General features: G+C 71.0%; 14 protein-coding genes, 1 tRNA gene and 1 other RNA gene. 7 read left to right on the top strand and 9 right to left on the bottom strand.

Annotated elements, in window-relative coordinates:
- Positions 1 to 30: 30 nt before the first annotated feature.
- Both HMPREF2863_RS00125 and HMPREF2863_RS00130 read right to left on the bottom strand, forming a co-directional pair.
- Complete coding sequence (locus HMPREF2863_RS00125) at positions 31 to 1,860, bottom strand: alpha/beta hydrolase (RefSeq protein ID WP_246828788.1); 1,830 nt, start codon at positions 1,858 to 1,860, stop codon at positions 31 to 33.
- 252 nt (positions 1,861 to 2,112) lie between these two features.
- Positions 2,113 to 3,090: a 3-methyladenine DNA glycosylase gene (locus HMPREF2863_RS00130; RefSeq protein ID WP_070637062.1), complete on the bottom strand. Its 978-nt coding sequence runs from the start codon at positions 3,088 to 3,090 to the stop codon at positions 2,113 to 2,115.
- A 253-nt stretch (positions 3,091 to 3,343) separates the two neighbouring features.
- Here HMPREF2863_RS00130 and HMPREF2863_RS00135 point away from each other — a divergent pair, with 253 nt between their 5' ends.
- Both HMPREF2863_RS00135 and HMPREF2863_RS00140 read left to right on the top strand, forming a co-directional pair.
- A complete protein-coding gene (locus tag HMPREF2863_RS00135) occupies positions 3,344 to 6,928 on the top strand; it encodes a S8 family serine peptidase (RefSeq protein WP_067189278.1) in 3,585 nt (1,194 codons plus the stop codon).
- Positions 6,929 to 7,037: 109 nt separating this feature from the next.
- Positions 7,038 to 7,757: a YoaK family protein gene (locus HMPREF2863_RS00140; RefSeq protein ID WP_070637065.1), complete on the top strand. Its 720-nt coding sequence runs from the start codon at positions 7,038 to 7,040 to the stop codon at positions 7,755 to 7,757.
- Between the two features lie 40 nt (positions 7,758 to 7,797).
- Here HMPREF2863_RS00140 and HMPREF2863_RS00145 read toward each other — a convergent pair whose 3' ends face one another.
- Positions 7,798 to 9,084, bottom strand: coding sequence for an aspartate kinase (locus tag HMPREF2863_RS00145; protein ID WP_070637067.1), 1,287 nt, complete (start codon positions 9,082 to 9,084; stop codon positions 7,798 to 7,800).
- A 242-nt stretch (positions 9,085 to 9,326) separates the two neighbouring features.
- Here HMPREF2863_RS00145 and HMPREF2863_RS00150 point away from each other — a divergent pair, with 242 nt between their 5' ends.
- Both HMPREF2863_RS00150 and HMPREF2863_RS00155 read left to right on the top strand, forming a co-directional pair.
- Positions 9,327 to 10,379 (top strand): ABC transporter ATP-binding protein, encoded by a 1,053-nt coding sequence (locus HMPREF2863_RS00150; RefSeq protein ID WP_070637069.1) that lies wholly within the window; start codon positions 9,327 to 9,329, stop codon positions 10,377 to 10,379.
- Entirely contained in the window at positions 10,376 to 11,443 is a 1,068-nt protein-coding gene (locus HMPREF2863_RS00155) for an ABC transporter permease (RefSeq protein WP_070637071.1), read from the top strand. Before HMPREF2863_RS00150 ends, HMPREF2863_RS00155 begins: the two co-directional genes overlap by 4 nt.
- 9 nt (positions 11,444 to 11,452) lie before the next feature.
- Here HMPREF2863_RS00155 and recR read toward each other — a convergent pair whose 3' ends face one another.
- Both recR and HMPREF2863_RS00165 read right to left on the bottom strand, forming a co-directional pair.
- Positions 11,453 to 12,052, bottom strand: a complete 600-nt coding sequence (gene recR / locus HMPREF2863_RS00160) for a recombination mediator RecR (RefSeq protein WP_067189286.1) — start codon at positions 12,050 to 12,052, stop codon at positions 11,453 to 11,455.
- Positions 12,053 to 12,126: 74 nt separating this feature from the next.
- Positions 12,127 to 15,672: a DNA polymerase III subunit gamma and tau gene (locus tag HMPREF2863_RS00165; protein WP_070637072.1), complete on the bottom strand. Its 3,546-nt coding sequence runs from the start codon at positions 15,670 to 15,672 to the stop codon at positions 12,127 to 12,129.
- Between the two features lie 80 nt (positions 15,673 to 15,752).
- Between HMPREF2863_RS00165 and HMPREF2863_RS00170 the strand changes: the two genes are divergently transcribed.
- A complete protein-coding gene (locus HMPREF2863_RS00170) occupies positions 15,753 to 16,424 on the top strand; it encodes a malonic semialdehyde reductase (protein WP_245829705.1) in 672 nt (223 codons plus the stop codon).
- A gap of 116 nt (positions 16,425 to 16,540) precedes the next feature.
- Here the strand turns inward: HMPREF2863_RS00170 and gluQRS are convergent, their stop codons facing one another.
- Both gluQRS and ffs read right to left on the bottom strand, forming a co-directional pair.
- Entirely contained in the window at positions 16,541 to 17,557 is a 1,017-nt protein-coding gene (gluQRS, locus tag HMPREF2863_RS00175; protein WP_070637073.1) for a tRNA glutamyl-Q(34) synthetase GluQRS, read from the bottom strand.
- A gap of 57 nt (positions 17,558 to 17,614) precedes the next feature.
- Positions 17,615 to 17,711, bottom strand: an RNA gene (gene ffs, locus HMPREF2863_RS00180) — signal recognition particle sRNA small type.
- A 117-nt stretch (positions 17,712 to 17,828) separates the two neighbouring features.
- Here ffs and HMPREF2863_RS00185 point away from each other — a divergent pair.
- Positions 17,829 to 17,914, top strand: a tRNA-Ser gene (locus HMPREF2863_RS00185).
- A gap of 193 nt (positions 17,915 to 18,107) precedes the next feature.
- Positions 18,108 to 19,694, top strand: a complete 1,587-nt coding sequence (locus tag HMPREF2863_RS00190; RefSeq protein WP_070637075.1) for an alanine/glycine:cation symporter family protein — start codon at positions 18,108 to 18,110, stop codon at positions 19,692 to 19,694.
- A gap of 97 nt (positions 19,695 to 19,791) precedes the next feature.
- Here the strand turns inward: HMPREF2863_RS00190 and HMPREF2863_RS00195 are convergent, their stop codons facing one another.
- Both HMPREF2863_RS00195 and HMPREF2863_RS00200 read right to left on the bottom strand, forming a co-directional pair.
- Positions 19,792 to 20,847 carry an isopenicillin N synthase family dioxygenase gene (locus tag HMPREF2863_RS00195; protein ID WP_070637082.1) on the bottom strand — a complete coding sequence of 352 codons (1,056 nt, stop codon included), beginning with the start codon at positions 20,845 to 20,847 and terminating at the stop codon, positions 19,792 to 19,794.
- Between the two features lie 119 nt (positions 20,848 to 20,966).
- Positions 20,967 to 21,866, bottom strand: coding sequence for a haloacid dehalogenase (locus tag HMPREF2863_RS00200; protein WP_070637077.1), 900 nt, complete (start codon positions 21,864 to 21,866; stop codon positions 20,967 to 20,969).
- Positions 21,867 to 21,907: the final 41 nt, after the last annotated feature.

Consider the following 21,907-nt stretch of genomic DNA (forward strand, 5'->3'; position numbering starts at 1 on the left):
GGGGGGGGACGCTCTCCCGTCAGCCGAGGATCAGCGGTTCAGGAAGTCCTCGACCGAGGGAACCACCGCACGGGAGTCCAGCAGCTCGCGCTGCATGGCGGCCTCGGTGATGCGGTTGGCGGCCTTGACGGCCTCGGTGCGCATCGTGATCTTGATGTCGTTCTTGTGGGTCGGGGTGCCGGCCACCTGGTGGGCCTCGGTGTCCATCGGCAGCGGCAGGGCCTCGCAGAGCGTGTACTCATCCGGCATCTCACCGGTCAGGAAGTACTCGCGCACCGGGGCGTCCACACACTCGGAACCGTACGGGAAGACGCCGTGCGAGCCCTCGTTGTCCACGGAGATCAGCGAGGTGTTGCGCAGCACGCCGGCGGCGCGGTGGCCGCCCTCATACGGGGTGGCGGCGTCCAGCTCCGTCTGGATGATGACGGCGTCCTGGGCCTTGGCACCACCCGGCTGCTTCGGCATGGAGGTCTGGGCGGGCCAGTACATGCACTCGGACGGGCCCATCATGACGCCGATCCACGGGGACTTGCGGATCAGGTCCTTGACCCACGAGGTCCAGTAGCCCTTCGACTGGTTCCACTGGCCGTCCTGGCAGCGGATGGCGGAGAAGGTGCCGGAGAAGGTCACCTGATCGCCGGTCTTCACGGCCTCGGCGATGCGGCCGCGGTTCTCCACGGACTCCATGCCCCGGGCGGCGAAGCGGTCGAAGGCCGCCACCTGGTCGGCCGGCATCTCCGCGCGCGCCCGGGCGACGACCTCCTCGAGCTGGGCCTTCGCCTCCTCCGGGGTCTCCGCCTCGGCCTCCTCGGCGGAGATCTGCAGGAACATGCGGATCATCATGCCGGCGAACGGGTAGTCGGCGGTGTTGTACATCGCCGGGAGGATGAACGAGCCGGCGACCAGCTGGCCGAGCATCGAGCGGGTGCCGCCGGCGGCCTCCCACTGCTCGCGGATCTCCATCGCGTCGGTGCCCAGGCCGAACTCGTCGTCATGGCGGGCCATCCACGGGAGCATCATGTCCTGGAACTGGCGGTCGCGGGAGCGCGGCTGCAGGTCCCAGGTGGTCTGGAGGCCGTCACGGGAGACGTCCACGGCGGAGTCCAGCAGGAAGCGGTGGGCGCGCTGCGGGAACTCGCGCTGGTACCAGGAGCCCAGCCAGGTGCCGTAGGAGTAGCCGATGTAGGACAGCTGCTCCTCGCCGAACAGGGCGCGGATGAAGTCCATGTCATACACGGTCTGCTCGGTGGTGATGTACGGGGTGAGCGGGTTCTCGAGGCAGGCCTCGGTCTGGGCCTTCTGGTCCTCCCAGATGTCCGCGTCCGGGTCCGGGGTGTACGTGCACTCCAGCGGAGTGGACTCGCCCACGCCTCGCGGATCGAAGCCGATGAAGTCGTAGGACTCCGCCAGCTCGGGGGCGCGTTCGGCCATGGCCGGACCCCAGGGCAGGCCGGAGCCGCCCGGGCCGCCCGGGTTCACGAGGGCGATGCCCTGGCGGTTCGGGTTGCCCTTCGAGGTCTCGGTCTTGGCGACCCGCAGGGTGATGGTGTTGCCGTCGGTCGGGTTGTGCCAGTCCCGCGGCACGGTCACGTCCGCGCAGGCGGTGCCCGGGATGGCGCCGAAGCGCTCGTTGAGGGACTCCGAGCCGAAGTCGCAGTCCTCCCAGTTCAGCTCCTGGTCCAGCAGGTGCGCGCCGAGGACGCCGGCGTCGTTCACCTGGTTGCCCTTGCCGTTGTTCCCGTTGCCGTTGTTGCCGGTGCCGGGTGCGGCGCTCGCCGGGGCGACGCCTCCCAGGCCCAGGGCGGCGACCGCCGCCACGGCCGCCGAGATCTTCATGTAGCGCGACTTCTTCAGGCTCATGCCCATCGTCCTCATCTGTCGTGTTGTGTTGCCGGGAGTGACACAGGCTTCCCCCTCAGACAGTCTGTGTGTGCGCCACATTACAGATCGACGCGAACTGAATGTGGCGGGAATCACCCCTGGGCCGTGGTTCCACGGTGCCAGTGCATGGATATTCGACGCCTGACCAGGGCTGTCGGGGCGGTGTGCAACCAGCCGGAGGGCGGTGTGCAACCAGCCGGTCACAGTGTGTCGCGGGGTGGACAGCCGTCGTCAGGCCAGGCGCGAGGTCGCCTCCAGCAGCCGTGCCCGCAGAGCCTGGCCGCGGGCTGCGAACTCGCGCTGGCGTCGCGCGTACTCGGCCCGGCCCGCGGGCGTCTCGATGCGGATCGGCTCGAAGCCCCAGTCCACGAGGTCGTAGGGCGAGGCCTTCATGTCCATCTCCCGGATCTCCCAGGCCAGCTCGAAGCAGTCCGCTGCGAGCTCCGAGGGGACCGCCGGCGTGAGTTTGCCGGCCCACTTGTGGAGGTCCATGTTGCCGTGCAGGCATCCGGGCTGCTCCATGTCCCGCATCGTCTGGCGGGTCGGCTGCTCCTCGTTCAGGGTGCGGGCCTCGGGGGCGAAGAAGCGGAAGGCGTCGAAGTGCGTGCAGCGGATCCGCTGGCCCTCCACCACGGCGTTCGTACCCTTGGTGCCGAGGCGCAGGGGCACGGTCGAGTGGCGCACCCCGTGGACCTCGGAGCGATAGGCCATGGCCCACTCGTGGAGGCCGAAGCAGCCGAGGCGGGCCTCACGGCCCGCGGTGCGGCCGAGCAGGTCGCGGATGAAGGCGATCCCCGTGGCGCGGTCCGCGGCGAAGGTCTCCTGGTCCACGGTCCAGCCGCCCTCCGGGGCGTCAGGGTGCTCGCCGGGGGCGACGCGGCGGTAGTGCGTCCACCTGGTCCGCGGGGCCTGCGCGAACTCCTCGGCCTCGGCCGCCGCGGCCGAGCCGGCCGAGTCGTCGGCGAGGATGACGCCCAGCCCCGGGTGCCAGCGCTGCAGTGAGCCTGCGGACTGGCTGTAGTACGTGAAGAGGAAGTCGTACACGGGGTGGCGCAGGCCGTCGTTGTGCAGTGCCATGAGCGGATCGGTGCGCTCGGCGATGCGGGCCCGATGCGCCCGGGCGGCGGCGCGCCACTGGGCGGCGGACAGGACGACGTCGGCCTGCTGGGGTGTGGCAGGGCGGCGGTGGAGGTCAGAGGGGGAGTGCATGACTCCGCCCATTCTTCCCGAATCGCGGGTCCGAGCCGGCTCTCTCCGGACGTCCGGCCCCCGCTGTGTGGCGCGTTCAGATCACATTCAGGTAACGGTCCTGATGTCCAGGGCTTACCCAGGCTAGATTTGCACTCGCGTGTATGGCCTGGATCACGCCCTGAGGGGAAACAAGGGCGCCAGTCGCCGCACCCGCACCGCCCGCCCGGTCCCGGGCGGGGAATCCACATCATTGGTGAGGAAAGGCGAGGTTATGTCTGATAACCCCCAGCGCACCCGGAGGTTCCGGGCCCTGGCCGCCGCCGTCGCCGGTGCCGGCCTGGTCGTGGCGCCCATCGCGGGCGCTCCGGCCATGGCGGCCCCGAACGACGTGCAGGCCAGCTCGACCACCGGCGTGCCGACGATCTCGGACAAGTACGAGGCCGGTCGTTACTTCGTGGTCCTCAAGGACCAGCCCTCGGTGACCTACACCGGCGGCACCGCCGGCTTCGAGGCCACCGCCACGGGCAAGGGCAAGCCGTTCGACGCGAACCGCCCGTCCGTGGCCAAGTACGAGCAGCACCTGGCCATGCGTCAGGAGGCCGTCGCCAAGGGCGCCGGCGTCAAGACGCAGATGAAGTTCAAGCGTGCGCTCAACGCGTTCGTCGCCGAGCTGACCCCGGCCCAGGCCATGCAGCTGGCGAAGGACGACCGCGTCCTCGGCATCGCCAAGGACGAGCAGAACGCTCCGGACTACTCGTCCACCGAGTTCCTGGGCCTGCCCGGTTCCAAGGGCGCCTGGAACAGCACCTACGGCGGTGCGGCGCAGGCCGGCAAGGGCGTCGTGGTCGGCGTCATCGACTCCGGCATCTACCCGGACCAGCCGTTCGTGTCCGGCGAGCCGGTCAAGCCGCTGTCCGGCACCCCGAAGGTCGGCGAGCCGTACAAGACGGCCGACGGGCGCACCGCCATGCTCAAGGCCGACGGCACCACCGCCTACGCCGACTGTGAGACCGGCCCGGACTTCCCCGCCGAGTCCTGCAACGACAAGATCCTGGGCGCGTACGCGTTCTCCGAGGACTTCGAGGCCTTCGTGCCCGCCGAGAACCGTCACCCGTCCGAGCGTATCTCGCCGCTGGGCGTGTTCTCGCACGGCACCCACGTGGCCACCACGATCCTCGGCAACCACGGCACCGAGCAGATCATGAACGACGAGTCCTACGGCGAGGGCTCCGGCGTGGCTCCGGAAGCCAAGCTGATCTCCTACAAGATCTGCTGGGAGGACAACGACCCGAACACCGGCGGCTGCTACACCTCCGCCTCCGTGGCCGCCATCGAGCAGGCGATCGCCAACAACGTGGACGTGCTCAACTACTCGATCTCCGGCAACAACAACTCGATCGTGGATCCGGTGGCCATGGCCTTCCGCTCCGCGGCCGAGGCCGGCATCTTCGTGGCTGCCTCCGCCGGCAACTCCGGCCCGGGCCCGAACACGGTCAACCACTCCTCCCCGTGGCTCACCACGGTCGCCGCCCAGACGTTCTCCAACGAGCTGACCGGCACCATCGAGTTCGAGGACGGCACCAAGGTCCGCGGCGCCTCCGCCGCCACCTCTGAGGCCGGTCCGGCCGAGGTCGTGCTCGCCTCCGAGGTCGCCGCCGGCTCCGACGAGAAGGCCGCGCGCCTCTGCGTGCCGGGCGGACTCTCCGACGAGGCCGCCGGCAAGATCGTGGTCTGCGAGCGCGGCGAAATCGCGCGCGTGGACAAGTCTGCGGCCGTGGCGGAGGCCGGCGGCGTCGGCATGATCCTGGTCAACATGACCGAGGGCTCGCTGGACGCGGACCTGCACTCCGTGCCGACCGTCCACACCAACGACACCTCCGTGATCGACAAGGTGCGTGACAAGGACATCAAGGCCACCATCGTCCCTGAGGACACCACCGGCCTGCCGGAGGAGCCGCTGCCGCAGGTCGCCGGCTTCTCCTCGCGCGGCCCGTCCAACGCGGAGAACCAGGAGTTCCTGAAGCCGGACGTGGGCGCCCCGGGCGTCGCCGTCCTGGCCGGCGTCTCCGCCCTGGACCCGGACTACGGCGGAGACACCTTCGGCCTGATGTCCGGCACCTCCATGGCCTCGCCGAACGTGGCGGGCATGGGAGCCCTGCTGGCCGGCAAGCACACCGACTGGTCCCCGATGGCCATCAAGTCCGCCCTGATGACCACCGCCGACCCGGTGAAGAACTCCGACGGTTCGGACAACCAGGACAACTTCGCCACCGGCGCCGGCTCCGCCAACCCGAAGGCCGCCGCGGCCCCGGGCCTGGTGTACGAGTCCGACGCCAAGCAGTGGGACTCCCTGCTGTTCGGCGACATCGCCGGCCGTGACGTCAACGTCCCGTCCGTCGTGGTCCCGGACGTGGTGGGCTCCACTGAGGTGAAGCGCACCGTGACCGCCACCCAGGCAGGCACCTGGAAGTTCACCTCAGACGTTCCGGGCTTCGAGATCAAGGCCTCCCCGTCGACCGTGACCCTCGCCAAGGGGCAGTCGGCCGAGGTCACCCTGACGATCTCGCGCACCGACGCCGAGCTGGACACCTGGACCCACGGCTCCATGTCCTGGGAGCGCCCGGCCGCCCAGTCGGTGACCTCCCCGGTCACCCTGAAGGCCAAGGCCGCCTCGGTCACCGCCGAGAACGGCACCGCCGACATCGTCGACGAGGGCGCCTCCGGTTCCCACGACGTGGAGGTCAAGGCCGGCATCACCGGCGAGCTGACCCCGACCATCGCGGGTCTGAACCAGAGCGAGTCCGAGGCCATCACCAAGAAGCCGGGCGGTGAGCTCGATGTCGCGGAGAACGAGTCGACCGCCATCCGTGAGGTGAACGTGGCGGAGGGCGTGGAGTCCTTCTCCGTCGCCATCAACTCCGGCCGTGCCGGCTCCGACTGGGACCTGTTCGTCTTCACCCCGTCCGGCCAGCTCATCGAGCGGGCCACCGCTGCGGAGTCCGAGGACGTCACCATCAACTCCCCGGCGGCCGGTCAGTACATCGTCATCGCGCACCTGTACAGCACCGACGACGGATCCAGCGACGACGCCACCCTGGAGACCCTCCAGCTGACCGCCGACGCCGGCAACCTGACCGTGGACCCGAACCCGGTCCCGGTCGTGAAGGGCCAGACCACCAAGACCACCGTCTCCTGGTCCGGCCTGACCGAGGGCACCTGGCGCGGTGTGATCACCTGGGCTCCGGGTGTGACCTCCAACGTCACCATCACCGTGGGTGAGGGCGGCGGCCAGCCGGGCGACCCCGAGGTCTGCGACGTCGAGGACTTCTCGGACAACCCGGAGGGCTCGCAGTTCTACGGAGCCGTGCGCTGGATGCAGTGTGCGGAGATCACCTCCGGCTATGTCGACGGCACGTACAAGAAGCACCGCGACATCACCCGTGGTGAGTCCATTGCCTTCCTGTACCGCTACATCAAGCCGGAGCACACTGCTCCCGCCACCTCGCCGTTCTCTGACCTCTCCACGCGCTTCACGCACTACGAGGCCATCACCTGGGCGGCCCAGGCCGGCGTGACCACCGGCTACCTGGACGGCACCTTCCGTCCGAAGCGCGACGTGAGCCGCGGCGAGTTCGCCTCGTTCATGTACCGCGCCGCCGGTGAGCCGGAGTACACCGCCCCGGCCGAGTCCCCGTACACGGACGTGCTTCCGGGCTCGACCCACTACAAGGCGATCGCCTGGCTGCATGACCAGGGCATCGTGGAGGGATACGGTGACGGCACCTTCCGTCCGGGCACCGACATCTCCCGCGGTGAGGTCGCCGTGATCATGGAGCGCTTCGACGGCACCCGCTGATCACAGTTCGGATCACCCGGTGATCTGACCTGACGCAGAGGGCCCCGCACCGGCAACGGTGCGGGGCCCTCCTGCATGTCCGGGAGCGGCACTCCCTAGAATCCTGTCCATGCCCTCGCACGCCGCCCCTGCGCCCTCCGCACCGTTCACGCGCCGTCAGGGACTCTTCGCCGTGAGCCTGACGGGTGTCGCCGGCTTCGTGGACGGGCTGGCCTTCATCCATCTCGGCGGCTACTTCGTCTCCTTCATGTCCGGCAACTCGTCCCGCGCCGGTGCGGATCTGGCCGAGGGGTTCGTGGAGGGCTGGGCGAAGGCGATGGGCCTCGTGGCAGCCTTCGTGGTCGGCGTGATGCTCTCCTCGCATGTGCTGGGCCGCCGACGCCGTCAGCATCGGACGCCGGAGGACGGCCCACAGCTGCCCGCAGTGGCCCTCACCCTCGGCATCCTCGTGGTCGCCGCGCTGCTGGCCGTCGTGGTCGACGTCGCCCCCGAGCCGCTCGCGGGTGCCGCCGACGTCGTGGCCCCGCCGATCATGGCCGCTGCCATGGGTGCCGTGAACGGCACCTTCACCCGCGGGGGAGAGGTGACGGTCGGCCTCACCTACATGACCGGCACCCTGGTGAAGGTGGGACAGCACCTGGTCGCCGCGTTCTCCGGCGGCAGTCGCACGCTGTGGCTGCACTACCTGGGGCTGTGGGCGGCGATCGCCCTGGGCTCCATCCTCGGAGCGGTGGCCTACCTGCAGGTCGGTCTGCAGGCCCTGTGGTTCGCGGTGGCCTCGCTCGCCCTCTCCCTCGCCCTGGCACAACGACGACGGCGACGCGCCTGAGCAGGGTGCGGAGGCGTCACGCCGGCGTCCGGCGACCCGCTCAGCGGCCGGTGCCGCCGTACACGGTGGCCTCCACGTCCGTGTCCATGCCGAAGGCCGAGTGGATGGCCCTCACGGCGGTGTCCAGCTTGTCCTCGCCGGTCACCACGGAGATGCGGATCTCCGAGGTGGAGATCATGTCCACATTCACGCCGGCCTCGTGCAGGGCCTTGAAGAAGGTCGCGGAGATGCCCGGGTTCGAGCGCATGCCAGCGCCGATCAGGGAGAGCTTGCCGATGGCCTCGTTATAGACGATGTCCTCGAAGCCGACCCGCTCCTGGGCGGCGCGCAGGGCCTCGCGGGCCTCCTTGCCCTCCACGATCGGCAGGGTGAAGGAGATGTCCGTGCGGCCGGTGCCCTCGCGGGAGACGTTCTGCACGATCATGTCCACGTTCGCGTTGGCCTCGGCGATCACCGCGAAGATCTCGGCGGCCTTGCCCGGGATGTCCGGGACGCCGACGACGGTGACCTTGGCCTCGGAGCGGTCGTGGGCGACGCCGGAGACGATCGGCTGTTCCATGGGTTCGCCTTCCTTGATGGTGATGGTGTCCTCGGGGTCGGGGATCACCCAGGTCCCCTCGTGCTGGGAGAAGGAGGAGCGCACGTGCAGCGGCACGCCGAAGCGTCGGGCGTACTCCACGGAGCGCAGGTGCAGGATCTTGGAGCCGGACGCGGCCATCTCGAGCATCTCCTCGGAGGAGATCCGGTCGATCTTCTTCGCGGAGGGGACCACGCGCGGGTCGGCGGTGTAGACGCCGTCCACGTCCGTGTAGATCTCGCAGACGTCGGCCTTCAGTGCGGCGGCCAGTGCCACGGCGGTGGTGTCCGAGCCGCCCCGGCCCATGGTGGTGATGTCCCGGGACTCCGGGCTCATGCCCTGGAATCCTGCGACGATCGCCACGTGGTCCGTGTCCAGGGCGGTCTTCACGCGGTCCGGATTCACCGAGATGATGCGGGCACGGCCGTAGCTGGTGTCCGTCATCATGCCGGCCTGGGAGCCGGTGTAGGACCGGGCCTGGGAGCCCTCGGCGTGGATCGCCATGGCCAGCAGCGCCATCGAGATGCGCTCGCCGGCGGACAGGAGGATGTCCATCTCGCGGGCGGGGGCGTCGTCGGTGAGCTCGGCGGCGAGGTCGAGGAGCTCGTCCGTGGTGTCGCCCATCGCGGAGACCACCACGCACACCTGGTGTCCGGCGCGCTGGGTCTCCACCACGCGCTTGGCCACACGCGTGATGCCGGCGGCGTCCGAGACGGACGAGCCGCCGAACTTCTGCACGATCAGACTCATGGTGTCCTGCCCTTGCGGTTCGGGGTCGGTGAAGCCGGGAACCGGTCCGTGCCCGCACACCGGAAGGGGTGTGGAGCCCATGCTGACCGGGGCCGTCCGGGGTCATCGTAGGCACGGTGCCGGGGCAGGTCCGACATGTGAGGTCGAATGTGTCCAGCCGGTGGACGCCGGAGGCCCGGCCCGCCTCCAGCTCAGACCTGAGACTGATGTGGGCCCGGGCTGGAAGGTGTCATCATGAGTCCATGACACAGATCACCTCGGCCTCGATCCCGGAGGTCCCGCAGCGGCGGGAACCCGGCGGGATCGACGCACACGGCCTGTCCCGCTCCTTCGGGGACGTGAAGGCCGTGCAGGAGATGGCCCTCTCGGTCCCGCCCGGGAAGGTCACCGCACTGGTGGGGCCGAACGGCTCCGGCAAGACGACGCTCATGCTGATCCTGGCCACGCTGTTGCGCCCGGACACCGGCTTCGTCACCGTCGACGGGATCGACGCGATGCGCGACCCGCAGGGCGCCCGCCGGCGGATCGGCTGGATGCCGGACACCCTGGGCGTCTGGGAGTCGCTGACCTGCCTGGAGATCCTGGGGACCATGGGCCGGCTGTACGGCATGTCCGGCGCCGAGGCCGACGCCCGGGCCGCCGAGCAGCTCGAGTGGGTGCAGCTCACCGAGTTCGCCAAGCGCCCCGCCCGTGTGCTCTCCCGCGGCCAGCAGCAGCGGCTGTCCCTGGCTCGAGCCACCGTGCACCGCCCGTCCGTGCTCCTGCTGGACGAGCCGGCCAACGGCCTGGACCCCGGCTCCCGGCTGCGCCTGCGCGACGACGTCCGCCAGATGGCCGCGGACGGGGTGGCCGTGCTGGTCTCCTCCCACGTGCTCTCGGAGCTCGAGGAGATGTCCGACCGCGCGGTGGTCGTCCGCGACGGCACCACGGTCTCCGCCTCGGAACTGGACGACGCCGCGGACCGAGAGCTGCGGTACCGCATCGCCGGCCCGGAGAACGCCCAGGGTGCGGCCCTGACGCGGGCGCTCGAGGAGCGAGGCATCCCCTACACCCACGGCAGGGGACGGCAGCGTGCCGGTGTGGTCGTTGCCGTGTCCGGTCGCCAGGCGGCAGCGCAGCTGCTGGCCGAGCTGGTCGGTGCCGGCGTGCCGATCGCCCACTTCGCGGAGGAGGGCTCCCGTCTGGAGGATGCGTACCTCGCCGCGGAGCGTCCGGCCGCGCAGGGCTCGTCCGGCGCCGGCACGGCGGCCGGGCCGGCAGCGAACGCCGCCCCGCAGGAAGGAGAGACCGCATGAGCCACGTCGGCACCCTCGTGGGGATGGAGTTGCGCCAGCGGATGCGCTCGCGCGGCTGGTACGTGATGCTGGCCGTCTTCTTCGTGCTCACCGGCCTGGTGACCCTCGGCGCGCTGGGCCTGTTCGGCCTGTCCGGGGCGGGGCCGGAGGAGCGGCAGGCCTCCGGCCGGCTGATGTTCGACTTCGTCGCGTTCTTCGTGCTCCTGCTGTCCCTGCTGATCTCCCCGGCGCTGTCCGCGAACGCCATCACGGGCGACCGCGCCGGCGGCACCCTGGCGATCGTCCAGGTCACGCCGGTGCGGACCTGGCAGCTGATGCTCGGCAAGTGGATCGCCGCATGGATCCCCTCGGTGGCGTTCCTGTTGGCGGCGCTGCCCTGGTTGATCGTGACCCTCGTGTTCGGTGACCTGCCGGTGTCCATGCTGCTGCTGGCCTGCCTGGTGCTCATGGTGGAGTTCGCCGTGGTCACCGGACTCGGCGTCGCCGTCTCGGCGATCTCCGGCCGCACCCTGTTCGCCGTGGTGGTGACCTACCTGCTGGTGGCCCTGCTGGGGATCGGCACGCTCATCGGCTTCGGCCTGGGCACCCAGTTCACCAAGACCACGGTGAAGGCCAACTACCCGGACTACTCCTCCACCGCAGACGTCGACTGGCAACCCGGACAGGTAAAGGAGTGCACCGGGCGGCTTCGGGACCAGGAGGTCTCGGACATGCGGCGCATCGGCTGGGCGCTGGCGCCGAACCCGTTCGTGCTCATGTCGGATGCCGTGGCTCCGGCCAGCCGGCTCCTGGACGAACGGGACGCCGCGGTCAATTCCCTCATGACCACGATCTCTGCGGGCACCCGCATCACCCAGCTGTCCCCGGAGGAGACCATCTACTGCGTGGACGGCATCCCGCGGACCACCGGCGAGCCGCTGCTGGTCGAGCGCGGCGGTCTCACCCCGGTCTGGCCGCTCGGCCTGGCCGTGCAGGTCGGGTTCGTGGCGGTGCTGATGGTGTTCGGACACCGGCGGCTGAACACTCCGGCCGGACGTCTTCCCCGCGGCCTGCGGATCGCCTGAGCGGCCTCGTCAGCCGTTGAGGAGACGGCGTCCCTCGAAGGCCCGGCCGAGGGTGACCTCGTCCGCGTACTCGAGGTCGCCGCCGACGGGCAGGCCGGAGGCCAGCCGGGTGACGCGGATGCCGGTGGCGCCGAGCATCCGGCCCAGGTAGGTGGCGGTGGCCTCGCCCTCGAGGTTGGGGTCGGTGGCGAGGATGACCTCGTGGATGACGTCGTCCTGGAGGCGGGTGAGCAGCTCGCGCACGTGCAGCTGCTCCGGGCCGATGCCGGCGATCGGATTGATGGAGCCGCCGAGCACGTGGTACCTGCCGCGGTAGGCGCGGGTGCGTTCGATCGCCATCACGTCCTGCGACTCCTCCACCACGCAGAGCAGGGAAGTGTCCCGCTTGTCGTCACGGCAGATGGCGCAGCGCTCCTGTTCGGAGACGTTGAAGCAGAGCTCGCAGAGCTTCACCTTCTCCTTCACGGTCCGGATCGCGTCGGACAGACGCAGCATGTCCTCGGACTCGGCTTCCAGGATGTGGAAGGCGATGCGCTGCGCGGACTTCGGACCGATGCCCGGCAGCCGGCCGAGCTCGTCGATGAGGTCCTGGACGGCACCGTCGTACACGTGTCACCTGTGGCTTTCTCGCGGCGCGTGGGGTGCCGCGTGGATGGAGTGTCCGCGTCGGCGGCGCGGGCAGGTCAGCTGTTCGGCTGCTCTTCGATGAGGCGGGCGCCGAGGATCCGCTCGACCACGGCGCGGCCGACGAGGCCGGACTCCTCGAGCGAGATGTCGTCGTCGCTGGCGACCTCGTCCTCCCAGGATACGGAGGGCTTGGCCTCGGCCGGCGGGGTCGTCGGCTCGGGGCGGGGTGCCCGGCCGCGGGCGGCATCACGGGCCGCCTGGACGGCCGCCGCACGCGGGTCGAGTGCCGGCCTCTCGCTTCCCGACGACGGCTCCTCACCTCCGCCTGCCTCCCCGCCTCGCGGACGGGACAGGTCGGCTGCGCTGGGACGGCCGCCCTGAGACGGGTCCGCGGCGCCGGGTCCGCCCGGTGCGCCGGAGCCGGGCACGCCTCCGGGACCGCCGGATCCCTCGTTCACCGGGGGATCGGCCGAGCCGCCCTCGGCCATGCGCTGCATCAGGGCACCGAACCAGGAGGCGGGGTGTCCTCCACCGCGCTCGGCGAGGGCCTTCGGGTCGTTGCCGGCGGCGGCCGCGGCGAAGGCGACCTCCCGGGCGGAGCGGGCACCGGTGGAGCGCTCGCCGGACGGGGAGCCCGCCGAGTCCTTGCCGGGGAGGCCGGGGACTCCGGTCTCCTGCGTCGCGGACGAGTCGTCGTGGTCCGGGGCGGGGACGCCCGGGTCCGGTGAGTCGTCACTGCTGGGGCGGCGGGAGGATGGACCCTCTGAATCGGCAGCCGAAGCGTTCGGGCGCGGGTCGTCCTCGGCGGAGCGGTCGAAGCCCTGCGGTCTCAGGTTGCCGAAGCGGGCGGCGAACTCGGCGCGCAGCTCGGACTCCGGCCGCGCGAACACCGGGATCGAGTGCTCGACCTCCGGGACCAGGGGGCCCGGGTCGTAGGCCGGCAACGGGGAGCCCTCGGCCGAGGATGACGGGCCGGCCGGGTCGGTGCCCTGCGGTGCGGACGACTCGGCGGACGGGTCGACCTTGCCGCCCTGGACCGAGGCCGACGCGTCCTCCAGAGCCTGAGGGTCCTGACGGTCTTGTCGGTGCTCGTCAGCGGTTGTGTCGTCGTCCGCGTCGTCCGCGGCGTCCGCGGCGGGCGCGGCGGGCGCGGAGGAACCGGAGGCGCCGAAGGTCTGCTCGGCCTCGGAGCCGGTGTCCTCCGGGCTCCAGCCCTCGGGACCGGCCGAGTCCTCCATGTCCGAATCCGGGTCGAACTCGGGGATGTCGGCCCACGGGTCGTCGCCCGGGGACCCGGAGGGGCCGCCCCAGTCCGGGGCGGTGTCCTGCGGGGTGCCCCAGGCGTCTGGGGAGGGCGCCGGCGGGGGAGTGGTCTCACGATTGGCCGGCCGCTGGCGCTGCTCGTGCTCAGGCGGGGCCGGTCGCTCGGGCTGCGGCGGCTGCGGGGCCGGTCGCTCGGGCTGCGGCGTCTGAGGGCGCGGACGCTCGGGGTGCTGCGGGCTTGGGCGCTCGGGCTGCTGCGGCACCATGGGGGCCGAGTCCTGCGCGGGCTGGGGGCCTGGATTCTGTGGCGTTCCGCCGTTCACAGGTCCGGCCGCCGGGGAGGGGCGGCCCTCAGCTTTTGGGTGCCGGTCTCCCTGGGGGCCGTCGCCGCCGAGGATCAGGTCCAACTCGGGACGGATGCCGAGGACGCGGTGCACGGCCTCCGCGAGCACCTGGTCGCCGCGGCGGTTCAGCAGGGAGCGTCGCGGGCCGTCCTGGGTGAAGCCGACGGTGAGCAGCCGGCCGTCGAAGCCGGCGACGGACGCGTTGTCCTTGACCAGCATCCACACCAGGCGGGAGGAGTCCTCGAGCGCGGCGAGGATGTCCGGCCAGGCGCGGCGCACCATCTCCACCGAGTTCGTGGCCTGGCCGCCTGACGGCGGCTGCTCTGAGGCGGGGGTCGAGGAGCCTGTGCCCTCGGCGGCGTCCGGTGCGCCGGGGGTCTCCACCGGCGGGGCCTCGCTCTGCGACCCCTGCGTCGAGGGAGCCTCGGTCGGCGGTGTCTGCGGAGCCTCGGCTGGCGACCCCTGCGCCGAGGGAGCCTCGGCCGTCGGAGCCTCGGCCTGCGGTGCCTGCGGTGCCTGCGGTGCCGTCGGTGCCTGTGGACGCTGCGAGACCTGCGGCGCCTCCTGAACCTGCTGGGCCGCTGGGGCCTGCTCGGCCGCCGGAGCGCCCTGACCGCCCGGCGCGGTGTCCTGCCGGCGCATGGCGGCACGGGCGAGCGCGGCGCCGGACAGTCCGGCCGCGGCGGCCACGCCACCGCCGCCGTCTGCACCGTCACTGGCGGCTTCGGCGCTGCGGGCCGCACCGTCCGGGGTGCGCCCTGCAGCCGCTGCATCGGCGGCAGGCGAGGCGGGCTGGGAGGGCGCGGGGCCGTCGTCGGGAAGGGAGCCGCCGGCGTAGGCGAGGCGACGCTCCAGGGCCTCCAGGCGGGCGGACAGGCCGCGGTGGGTGTCATCGGAGGCGGGCAGCAGCAGACGGGCCATGAGCAGCTCGAGGTGCAGGCGTGGGCTGGTGGCGCCGACCATCTCGGACAGGGCCTCATTGGTGATGTCCGCGAGCCGGGAGAGCTCGGCGCGGCTCAGCTGGGCGGCCTGCGCGGCCAGACGCCGGACCTGGTCCTCCGGCACCCCGTGGAGCACCGCGGACGCCTGGTCCGGCATGGCGCGGGCGATCACCAGGTCACGGAAGCGGTCCAGGAGGTCCTCCACGAACCGTCGCGGATCCTGTCCGGCCTGCACCACGCGGTCCACGGCCTTGAACACGGTCTGCGAGTCGTCCGCGGCGAGGGCGTCGATGACGTCGTCCAGCAGGGCCTCGGGGGTGAAGCCGAGCAGGTTCACCGCGAGGTCGTAGTCCACGCGCCCCTCGGCGGCGCCGGCGATCAGCTGGTCCAGCACGGACAGGGTGTCTCGCACCGAGCCGGTGCCGGCGCGCACCACCAGTGGCAGCACGCCCGGGTCCACCTGCGTCTGCTCGGAGGCGCACAGCTGCTCCAGGTACGCGATCAGCGGCTCCGGCGGCACCAGCCGGAACGGGTAGTGGTGGGTGCGGGAGCGGATGGTGCCGATGACCTTGTCCGGCTCCGTGGTGGCGAAGATGAACTTCAGGTGCTCCGGCGGCTCCTCCACGATCTTCAGCAGGGCGTTGAAGCCCGCCGAGGTGACCATGTGGGCCTCGTCGATGATGAGGATCTTGTAGCGGTCCCGGACCGGGGCGAACGTGGCGCGCTCGCGCAGGCCGCGGGCGTCCTCCACGCCGCCGTGCGAGGCGGCGTCGATCTCCAGCACGTCCAGCGATCCGGGGCCGCCGGTGGCGAGGTCCCGGCACGAGTCACACTCGCCGCACGGGGTGGACGTCGGGCCCTGGGCACAGTTCAGGCAGCGGGCCAGGATGCGTGCCGAGGTCGTCTTGCCGCAGCCGCGCGGACCGGAGAACAGGTACGCGTGGTTCACCCGGTCCTTGGACAGGGCGGTCCGCAGCGGGACGGTGACGTGGTCCTGCCCGATGACGTCCTCGAACCGGTCAGGGCGGTAGCGGCGATACAGGGCGGTGCTCACCCGTAGAACACTATCCGGTGTGCCGGACGTCATGGAACGGCCACGGAATACCTGTGGACGGCCGTTCCGTTGCGCCCATCATGACTCAGACCACCGCAGACCTGCGCAACGACGCCGAGCAGCACGCCCGCTCCACCGCCCCCGAGGACATGGGGGTGCGACTGGACCGCAAGGCGCTCGACGCACTGTTCGAGGGCTCCCACACCACCCAGCTGTTCACCGATGAGAGGGTGGACCCCGAGCTGATCCGCCGCGTCTACGAGGACCTGCGCTGGGCCCCGACCGCCATGAACAATCAGCCCCTGCGCCTCGAGCTGATCGAGTCGGAGGAGGCCAAGGCCCGGCTGCTGCCGCACATGATCGCCTTCAACCAGGAGAAGACGCGGCGGGCGCCGCTGACGCTGATCGCCTCCTATGACCTGGACTGGCACCGCCACATGCCGCACCTCGCCCCGTTCCGCGAGGGCTTCGCCGAGGACGCGGAGGGCAAGCCGGGCATGCGCGAGGGCATGGGCCGCACGAACGGCTGGCTGCAGATCGGCTACCTGATCCTCGCGCTGCGCGCCCACGGCCTGCAGGTCGGCCCCATGGCCGGCTTCGACGGCGACGGCATCGACGCCGAGTTCCATGGGGACACCAACTGGAAGTCCCTGCTCGTGCTCAACGTGGGTCACGCCCCGGCCGGCCACGAGAAGGCCCAGCAGCCCCGCCAGGGCCGCCTGGAGTTCGACCAGGTCGCCACGGTCCTCTGACCGCCCCGCGGGCACAGGGACGACGACGGCACAGGGCCCCGGAGCGCTTGCTCCGGGGCCCTGTGGTCGTCCGGGGGAGGAGTGCTCGGCGGTCGGGGCGGTGGCGGCCCGTGGGCTCAGGCGGTGAAGGCGGTCTCGTCGAAGACCCAGGCCCGGCGGGGCAGCGCCCGGGGGTCGAACACGGCGACCGCGTCCTCGAGAGGCCCTGCCGGCAGGCCGACGGAGGCGAGCATGACGTCCCGCACGCGCTCGCCGACCGCGCTCAGGTTCGCGGGGGCGCCGACGGCGGCGAGGTCCTCGAGGGTGACGGCCCCGTCCCGCTTGGCCAGGCGACGGCCCTCGGCGTTCACCACGAGCGGGACGTGCAGGTACTCGGTGTCCGGGCAGTCGTCGCCGCGGGCGACGCAGAGCGCCTCGGCCAGCCAGCGCTGCCGCGGGGCGGAGTCGAGCAGGTCGTCACCGCGGACGACCTGGTCGACGCCCTGCGCGAGGTCGTCCACCACCACGGCGAGGTTGTAGGCGTAGGCGCCGTCGTTGCGGCGGAGGACCACGTCGTCCACCAGCCCCGTGACGGTGCCATGGAGCAGGTCACGGGCGGAAGCCTCCGGGAACTGGCCTGAGGTGAGCCCGTCGATCCGGGCGGCGTCCACGCGAAGTGCCGCAGGGCGCTCGGCACGGCGGCGGACCCGCTCGGCCGCGGACAGGTTCCGGCAGGTGCCCGGGTAGAAGCCGGGCGGACGAAGAGGCGCCGGGGAGGCGGAGGAGGGGCCGTCGTCGTGCTGCCCGGCGGGTCCGTTGGGCGCGGAGGAGGCTTCTGCGATGTCCTTGCGGGAGCAGTAGCACTCGTAGACGGCGTCCTCGCCGAAGCGGGTGCGCAGGGCTGCGACGGCGTCCGCGTACAGGGCGGTGCGCTCGGACTGGCGGACCGGCTCGGCGTCCCAGGTGATGCCGACGGCCGCCAGCTCGGCGAGCTGCTGCTCCTCGGCACCGGAACGGACACGGTCCAGGTCCTCCACACGGAGCAGGAACGGGCGGCCGGAGGCGCGGGCGGCGAGCCAGGCGAGCATCCCGGTGCGCAGATTGCCCACGTGGAGTCGGCCGGTGGGGGAGGGGGCGTAGCGACCGGCGGGCATCGTCAGGCTCCTCGGTGTGCGGGCCGGAGACGCCGTGCGGCGCATGGCTCCGGGGAAAGTGAAGACCCCCCACGCACCTGCCAGAGCCCACCTACCCTTGCTACCTTCCGGTCCTGGGGGAGTTCAGCGAGATGACACCACGTGAGGGGCCGTCGACGAGTCTAGCAGTGAACCGGGGGACGAGCGATTCAGTGGTCGATTGGCATCGTCGGGAATCTGTGGTGTAGGCTCATCTGTGCCCTTGACCGGTTCGCCGGCAAGGGTGAACCAAGGAGGATTCGCCTAGCGGCCTATGGCGCACGCCTGGAACGCGTGTTGGGTTAACAGCCCTCGGGGGTTCAAATCCCCCATCCTCCGCGGAAGAAGAGCCCTCGGACTTCGGTCCGGGGGCTTTTCGCATGTCCGAGAACTCCTGAAAGACGCGTCGTGCCCCCTCGGTGACGTATGCTTCACCACCAACCGAGGGTGTTCTGCCTCACATAGCGCCAGACCGGCGAGAGGGGGAGCAGCGGCTCCCTCACACTGTTCTCTTCATCTCGGAGGCCACAGCATGTCGTTTGAGGAACTCATCGAACTCACCAACAAGTACGTCTGGTCCTCGGCCCTGGTGTACCTGTGTCTGGCCGCAGGCGTCTACTTCTCCCTGCGCACCGTCTTCCTGCAGGTGCGCTGCATCCCGGACATGCTCACTCAGCTGAAGGCCGGCGAGAAGTCCGCGGACGGCACGTCTTCCATGCAGTCGCTGATGATGTCCCTGGCCGGCCGCGTGGGCATGGGAAACATCGGCGGTGTGGCCACCGCGATTGCCTTCGGTGGCCCCGGTGCCGTGTTCTGGATGTGGACCGTGGCCTTCCTGGGGGCGGCGACCTCCTTCATCGAGTGCACCCTCGGCCAGATCTTCAAGGAGAAGGACCTGGACACCGGTGAGTATCGTGGCGGCCCGGCCTACTACCTCTCCAAGGCGTACCAGCACACCTCCTTCGGCGGCGCCCTCAAGGTCTACGCCGTGGTCTTCGCGATCGTGACCGTGTTCGCCACCTCGTACTTCCTGCCGGGCGTCCAGGCCAACGGCATGGCCGCCGCCATGGGCGAGGCGTGGGGCGTGGCGCACTGGGTCGTGGCCCTCGGCGCCGTGATCCTGCTGGCCTTCATCGTCATCGGCGGCGTGAAGCGCATCGCCACCTTCGCCGTCTACGTGGTGCCTGTGATGGCGGTGCTGTACATCGTCCTGGCGCTGATCGTGTTCTTCGTGAACTTCGACCAGATCCCGTACGTGTTCTCCACGATCTTCACCTCGGCCTTCGGCGCCCACGCCGTGTTCGGCGCGATCCTCGGCATGGCCGTCCAGTGGGGCGTCCAGCGCGGCATCTACTCGAACGAGGCCGGCCAGGGCACCGGCCCGCACGCCGCGTCCGCCGCCGAGGTGTCCCACCCGGCCAAGCAGGGCTTCGCCCAGTCCTTCGCCGTGTACATCGACACCCTGTTCGTCTGCACCGCCACCGCGTTCATCATCATCTCGACGAACATGTACAACGTGTTCTCCGAGGGCAAGGAGGACTCCGCGAAGCTGTTCACCGGCAGTGTGGCGGACTCCGTGAAGGTCGGGCCCGGCTACGTCCAGAACGGCTTCGACACGGTGTTCGGCGGCTGGGGCCCGTCCTTCGTGGCGATCGCCCTCGCGTTCTTCGCCTTCACCACGATCGTGGCCTACTACTACATGGCCGAGGTCAACACCTCGTTCCTGGTCCGCAACCTGAAGAGCCCGATCCTGCGGCGCGGGGCCATCCGCGCCGTCCAGGGCTTGATCCTGATCTCCGTCGCCTATGGCGCCGTCACCACCACCGGTGCCGCATGGGGCCTCGGCGACATCGGCGTGGGCTCCATGGCCTGGCTGAACATCGTGGGCATCCTCCTGCTCCAGGGGCCGGCGTTGAAGGCGCTGAAGGACTACCAGCAGCAGAAGAACGCCGGGCTGGACCCGCAGTTCGACCCGCGCAAGGTCGGCATCCGGAACGCGGAGTTCTGGGAGCTGCGCGCCGACGGGCTGGTGAAGCAGGGCATGACCGGCGAGGAGCTTGCGGCCACGGCTGACACCGCGGACGCCCCGCGCCGCGACGGAGGTGCTCATACCAACTGAGCAGCACCGCTGACCGCCAGGGACGACGGCGGCCACGCACCTTTCACAGGTGCGTGGCCGCCGTCGTGTGTGCGGGGCCGTCCGGCCCCGCGGGTGGTCAGCCCAACAGGTGCGGGTGGAACTTCTCCGTCACCTTCGGGTGCGCCCGGGCGAAGCCCTTGAGCATGTTGGCCCCGAAAGAGGAGAGCATCGGGTTGTCCGGGTCGTCCGAGGCGCCACGGGCCTCGGCGGCCAGGTCGGCCGGCAGCTCCACCTGGTCCACCACGGCGTCCAGGCGCGGGGAGTAGAAGAACGGCACAGAGTAGCGGTCCACGCCCTCCGGAGGGGACTGCACCCGGTGGATGGTGGCCATGAGGTATCCGTCTGTGGCCACCTCGAGCATCTCGCCGAGGTTCACCACCAGGGCTCCCGGGATCGGCTCCACCGGCAGCCATGCGTCCTGGCCGTAGGGGCGCACTTCGAGGCCGCCGACCTCGTCCTGCAGCAGCAGGGTGATGAACCCGTAGTCCGCGTGCAGGCCCACGCCCTGGGAGCCGGCCTCGGTCACGCCGCCCACGTAGTGGGCGAGCTTCGCCATCCAGGCGCGGTCGCCGGAGAAGGCGTCGGCGAAGTGGTCCTCGTCCAGGCCGATGGCCACGCACAGCGCGCCGAGCAGCTCCTCGCCCACGTGGTCCATCAGCGTGGCCCAGGCCATGGCCTGCCGCTCCAGCTCCGGCATCTGCTCCGGCCACTGGTTGCGGCCCTGCAGGTGCCAGTACTGGCCGTCCGGGCCGATCCGCTCGGCCGGCACCGGCTCGCGGTCCGGGGAGAAGTCCAGCTGCTCGCGGGAGTCCGGCCGCCCCTGGGTGCGCTCGGCGGCGATCGCCGAGTAGCCGCGCCAGTGCGGCGAGTTCTGGTTGTGCAGCGCCATCTTCTCCGCCTCCGGGCGGGCGAAGAACTCGGCGGTCACGCGGAACAGGTCGTCCACCTGGCCGGGCTGCGCTCCGTAGCCGACGATCTGGAAGAACCCGACTGTGTGCGCCGCATGCCGCAGCTGCTCCAGGAACTCTGGGTTCCGGGAGCCGTCCGGCAGGCGCAGCGTGGACATGTCCAGCACGGGGACCTCAGTGGGGGCCGGCTCCGTGCGCTGGTCCTGTGTGGTGAAGGTGGTCATGCCCACCATGAGACGCCCGGGCCGGTCTCCGGCGCACATCGCGTTGCGCCGCATGTCCTGCGGTGACTCCGTGTGTCCGACGGTGACCCCGCGTGACGGGTTCGGAGCCCGCGCCCAGGTCAGTGCCCTCGCAGCTCCTGCTCCACCCACTCCAGCAGGGACGCCCCGACGGCTTCGTGCACGTCCTCGGCGTCGCCGAAGCCCCGTTCCGCCAGGTCGGCCGCCGTCAGCACCGGGTAGGGCGTGTCCGGGACGCCGTCCGCCGGGCGCACGTCCACATGGTCCACGCGGGCGCCGCGGCCGTGCAGCCAGTCGGCCATCGTGTAGTCGGAGCGCGAGTCGCCGGCGGTGAGCCAGCGTGCCGGCAGTTGCACGCGCGCCTCGGCCATCATCTCCAGGGTGTGGGAGGCGCCGAGCGCCTTCCCGGAGTCTGCGTGCTGTACATCCACCGAGATGACGGTCGCCTCGACCTCGTAGTCCTCGGCCAGGCCCTCGGCCGCCAGGAACTCCTCGATGCGCCGGGCCACCGCGTCCCGGGCGGGTTCGTAGCGGCCTGTGTCCGCGTCGACCTCCTTCTCCAGGGAGATCATCGCCAGCTTCGTGTGGTCCTCGAACTGCAGCCCGTCCGCCAGCTCGGCGTTCACCTTCCCGACGACGGTCCGGAGCCTCTGAGGGACCGCCATCGGCGGCGACGTGCGCACCCAGGCCGGCAGGCCGTCGTCGTGGGTCACCCGCGGCAGGTCCCCGGAGGGGACCTCGGAGAAGGGGAACCACACGGCGCCCTTCTCGCAGACTGCGAAGGCCGGGGCATCCGCGGCGATGCCGGCGTCCCTGAGCGGGGAGAGGACGCGGCGCAGGAGGAAGTCGGCCGAGCGGCCCGTGTTGAAGCAGACCGGCACCCCGGAGGCGAGGAGGCGGGCCAGGGAGCCCACGATCGGCTCGGGCACGGTGCGGGTCTCGGTGGAGGCCACGGGGCCGTCCACGTCCAGCAGGAGTCCGACGGGGGAGATGTCGCGCATGTACCCACACTAGGTGTTGTGGGTCATGAGGTTCTTGACAT

It is taken from the genome of Micrococcus sp. HMSC067E09 (assembly GCF_001812555.1).
GTDB classification, from domain to species: domain Bacteria; phylum Actinomycetota; class Actinomycetes; order Actinomycetales; family Micrococcaceae; genus Micrococcus; species Micrococcus lylae.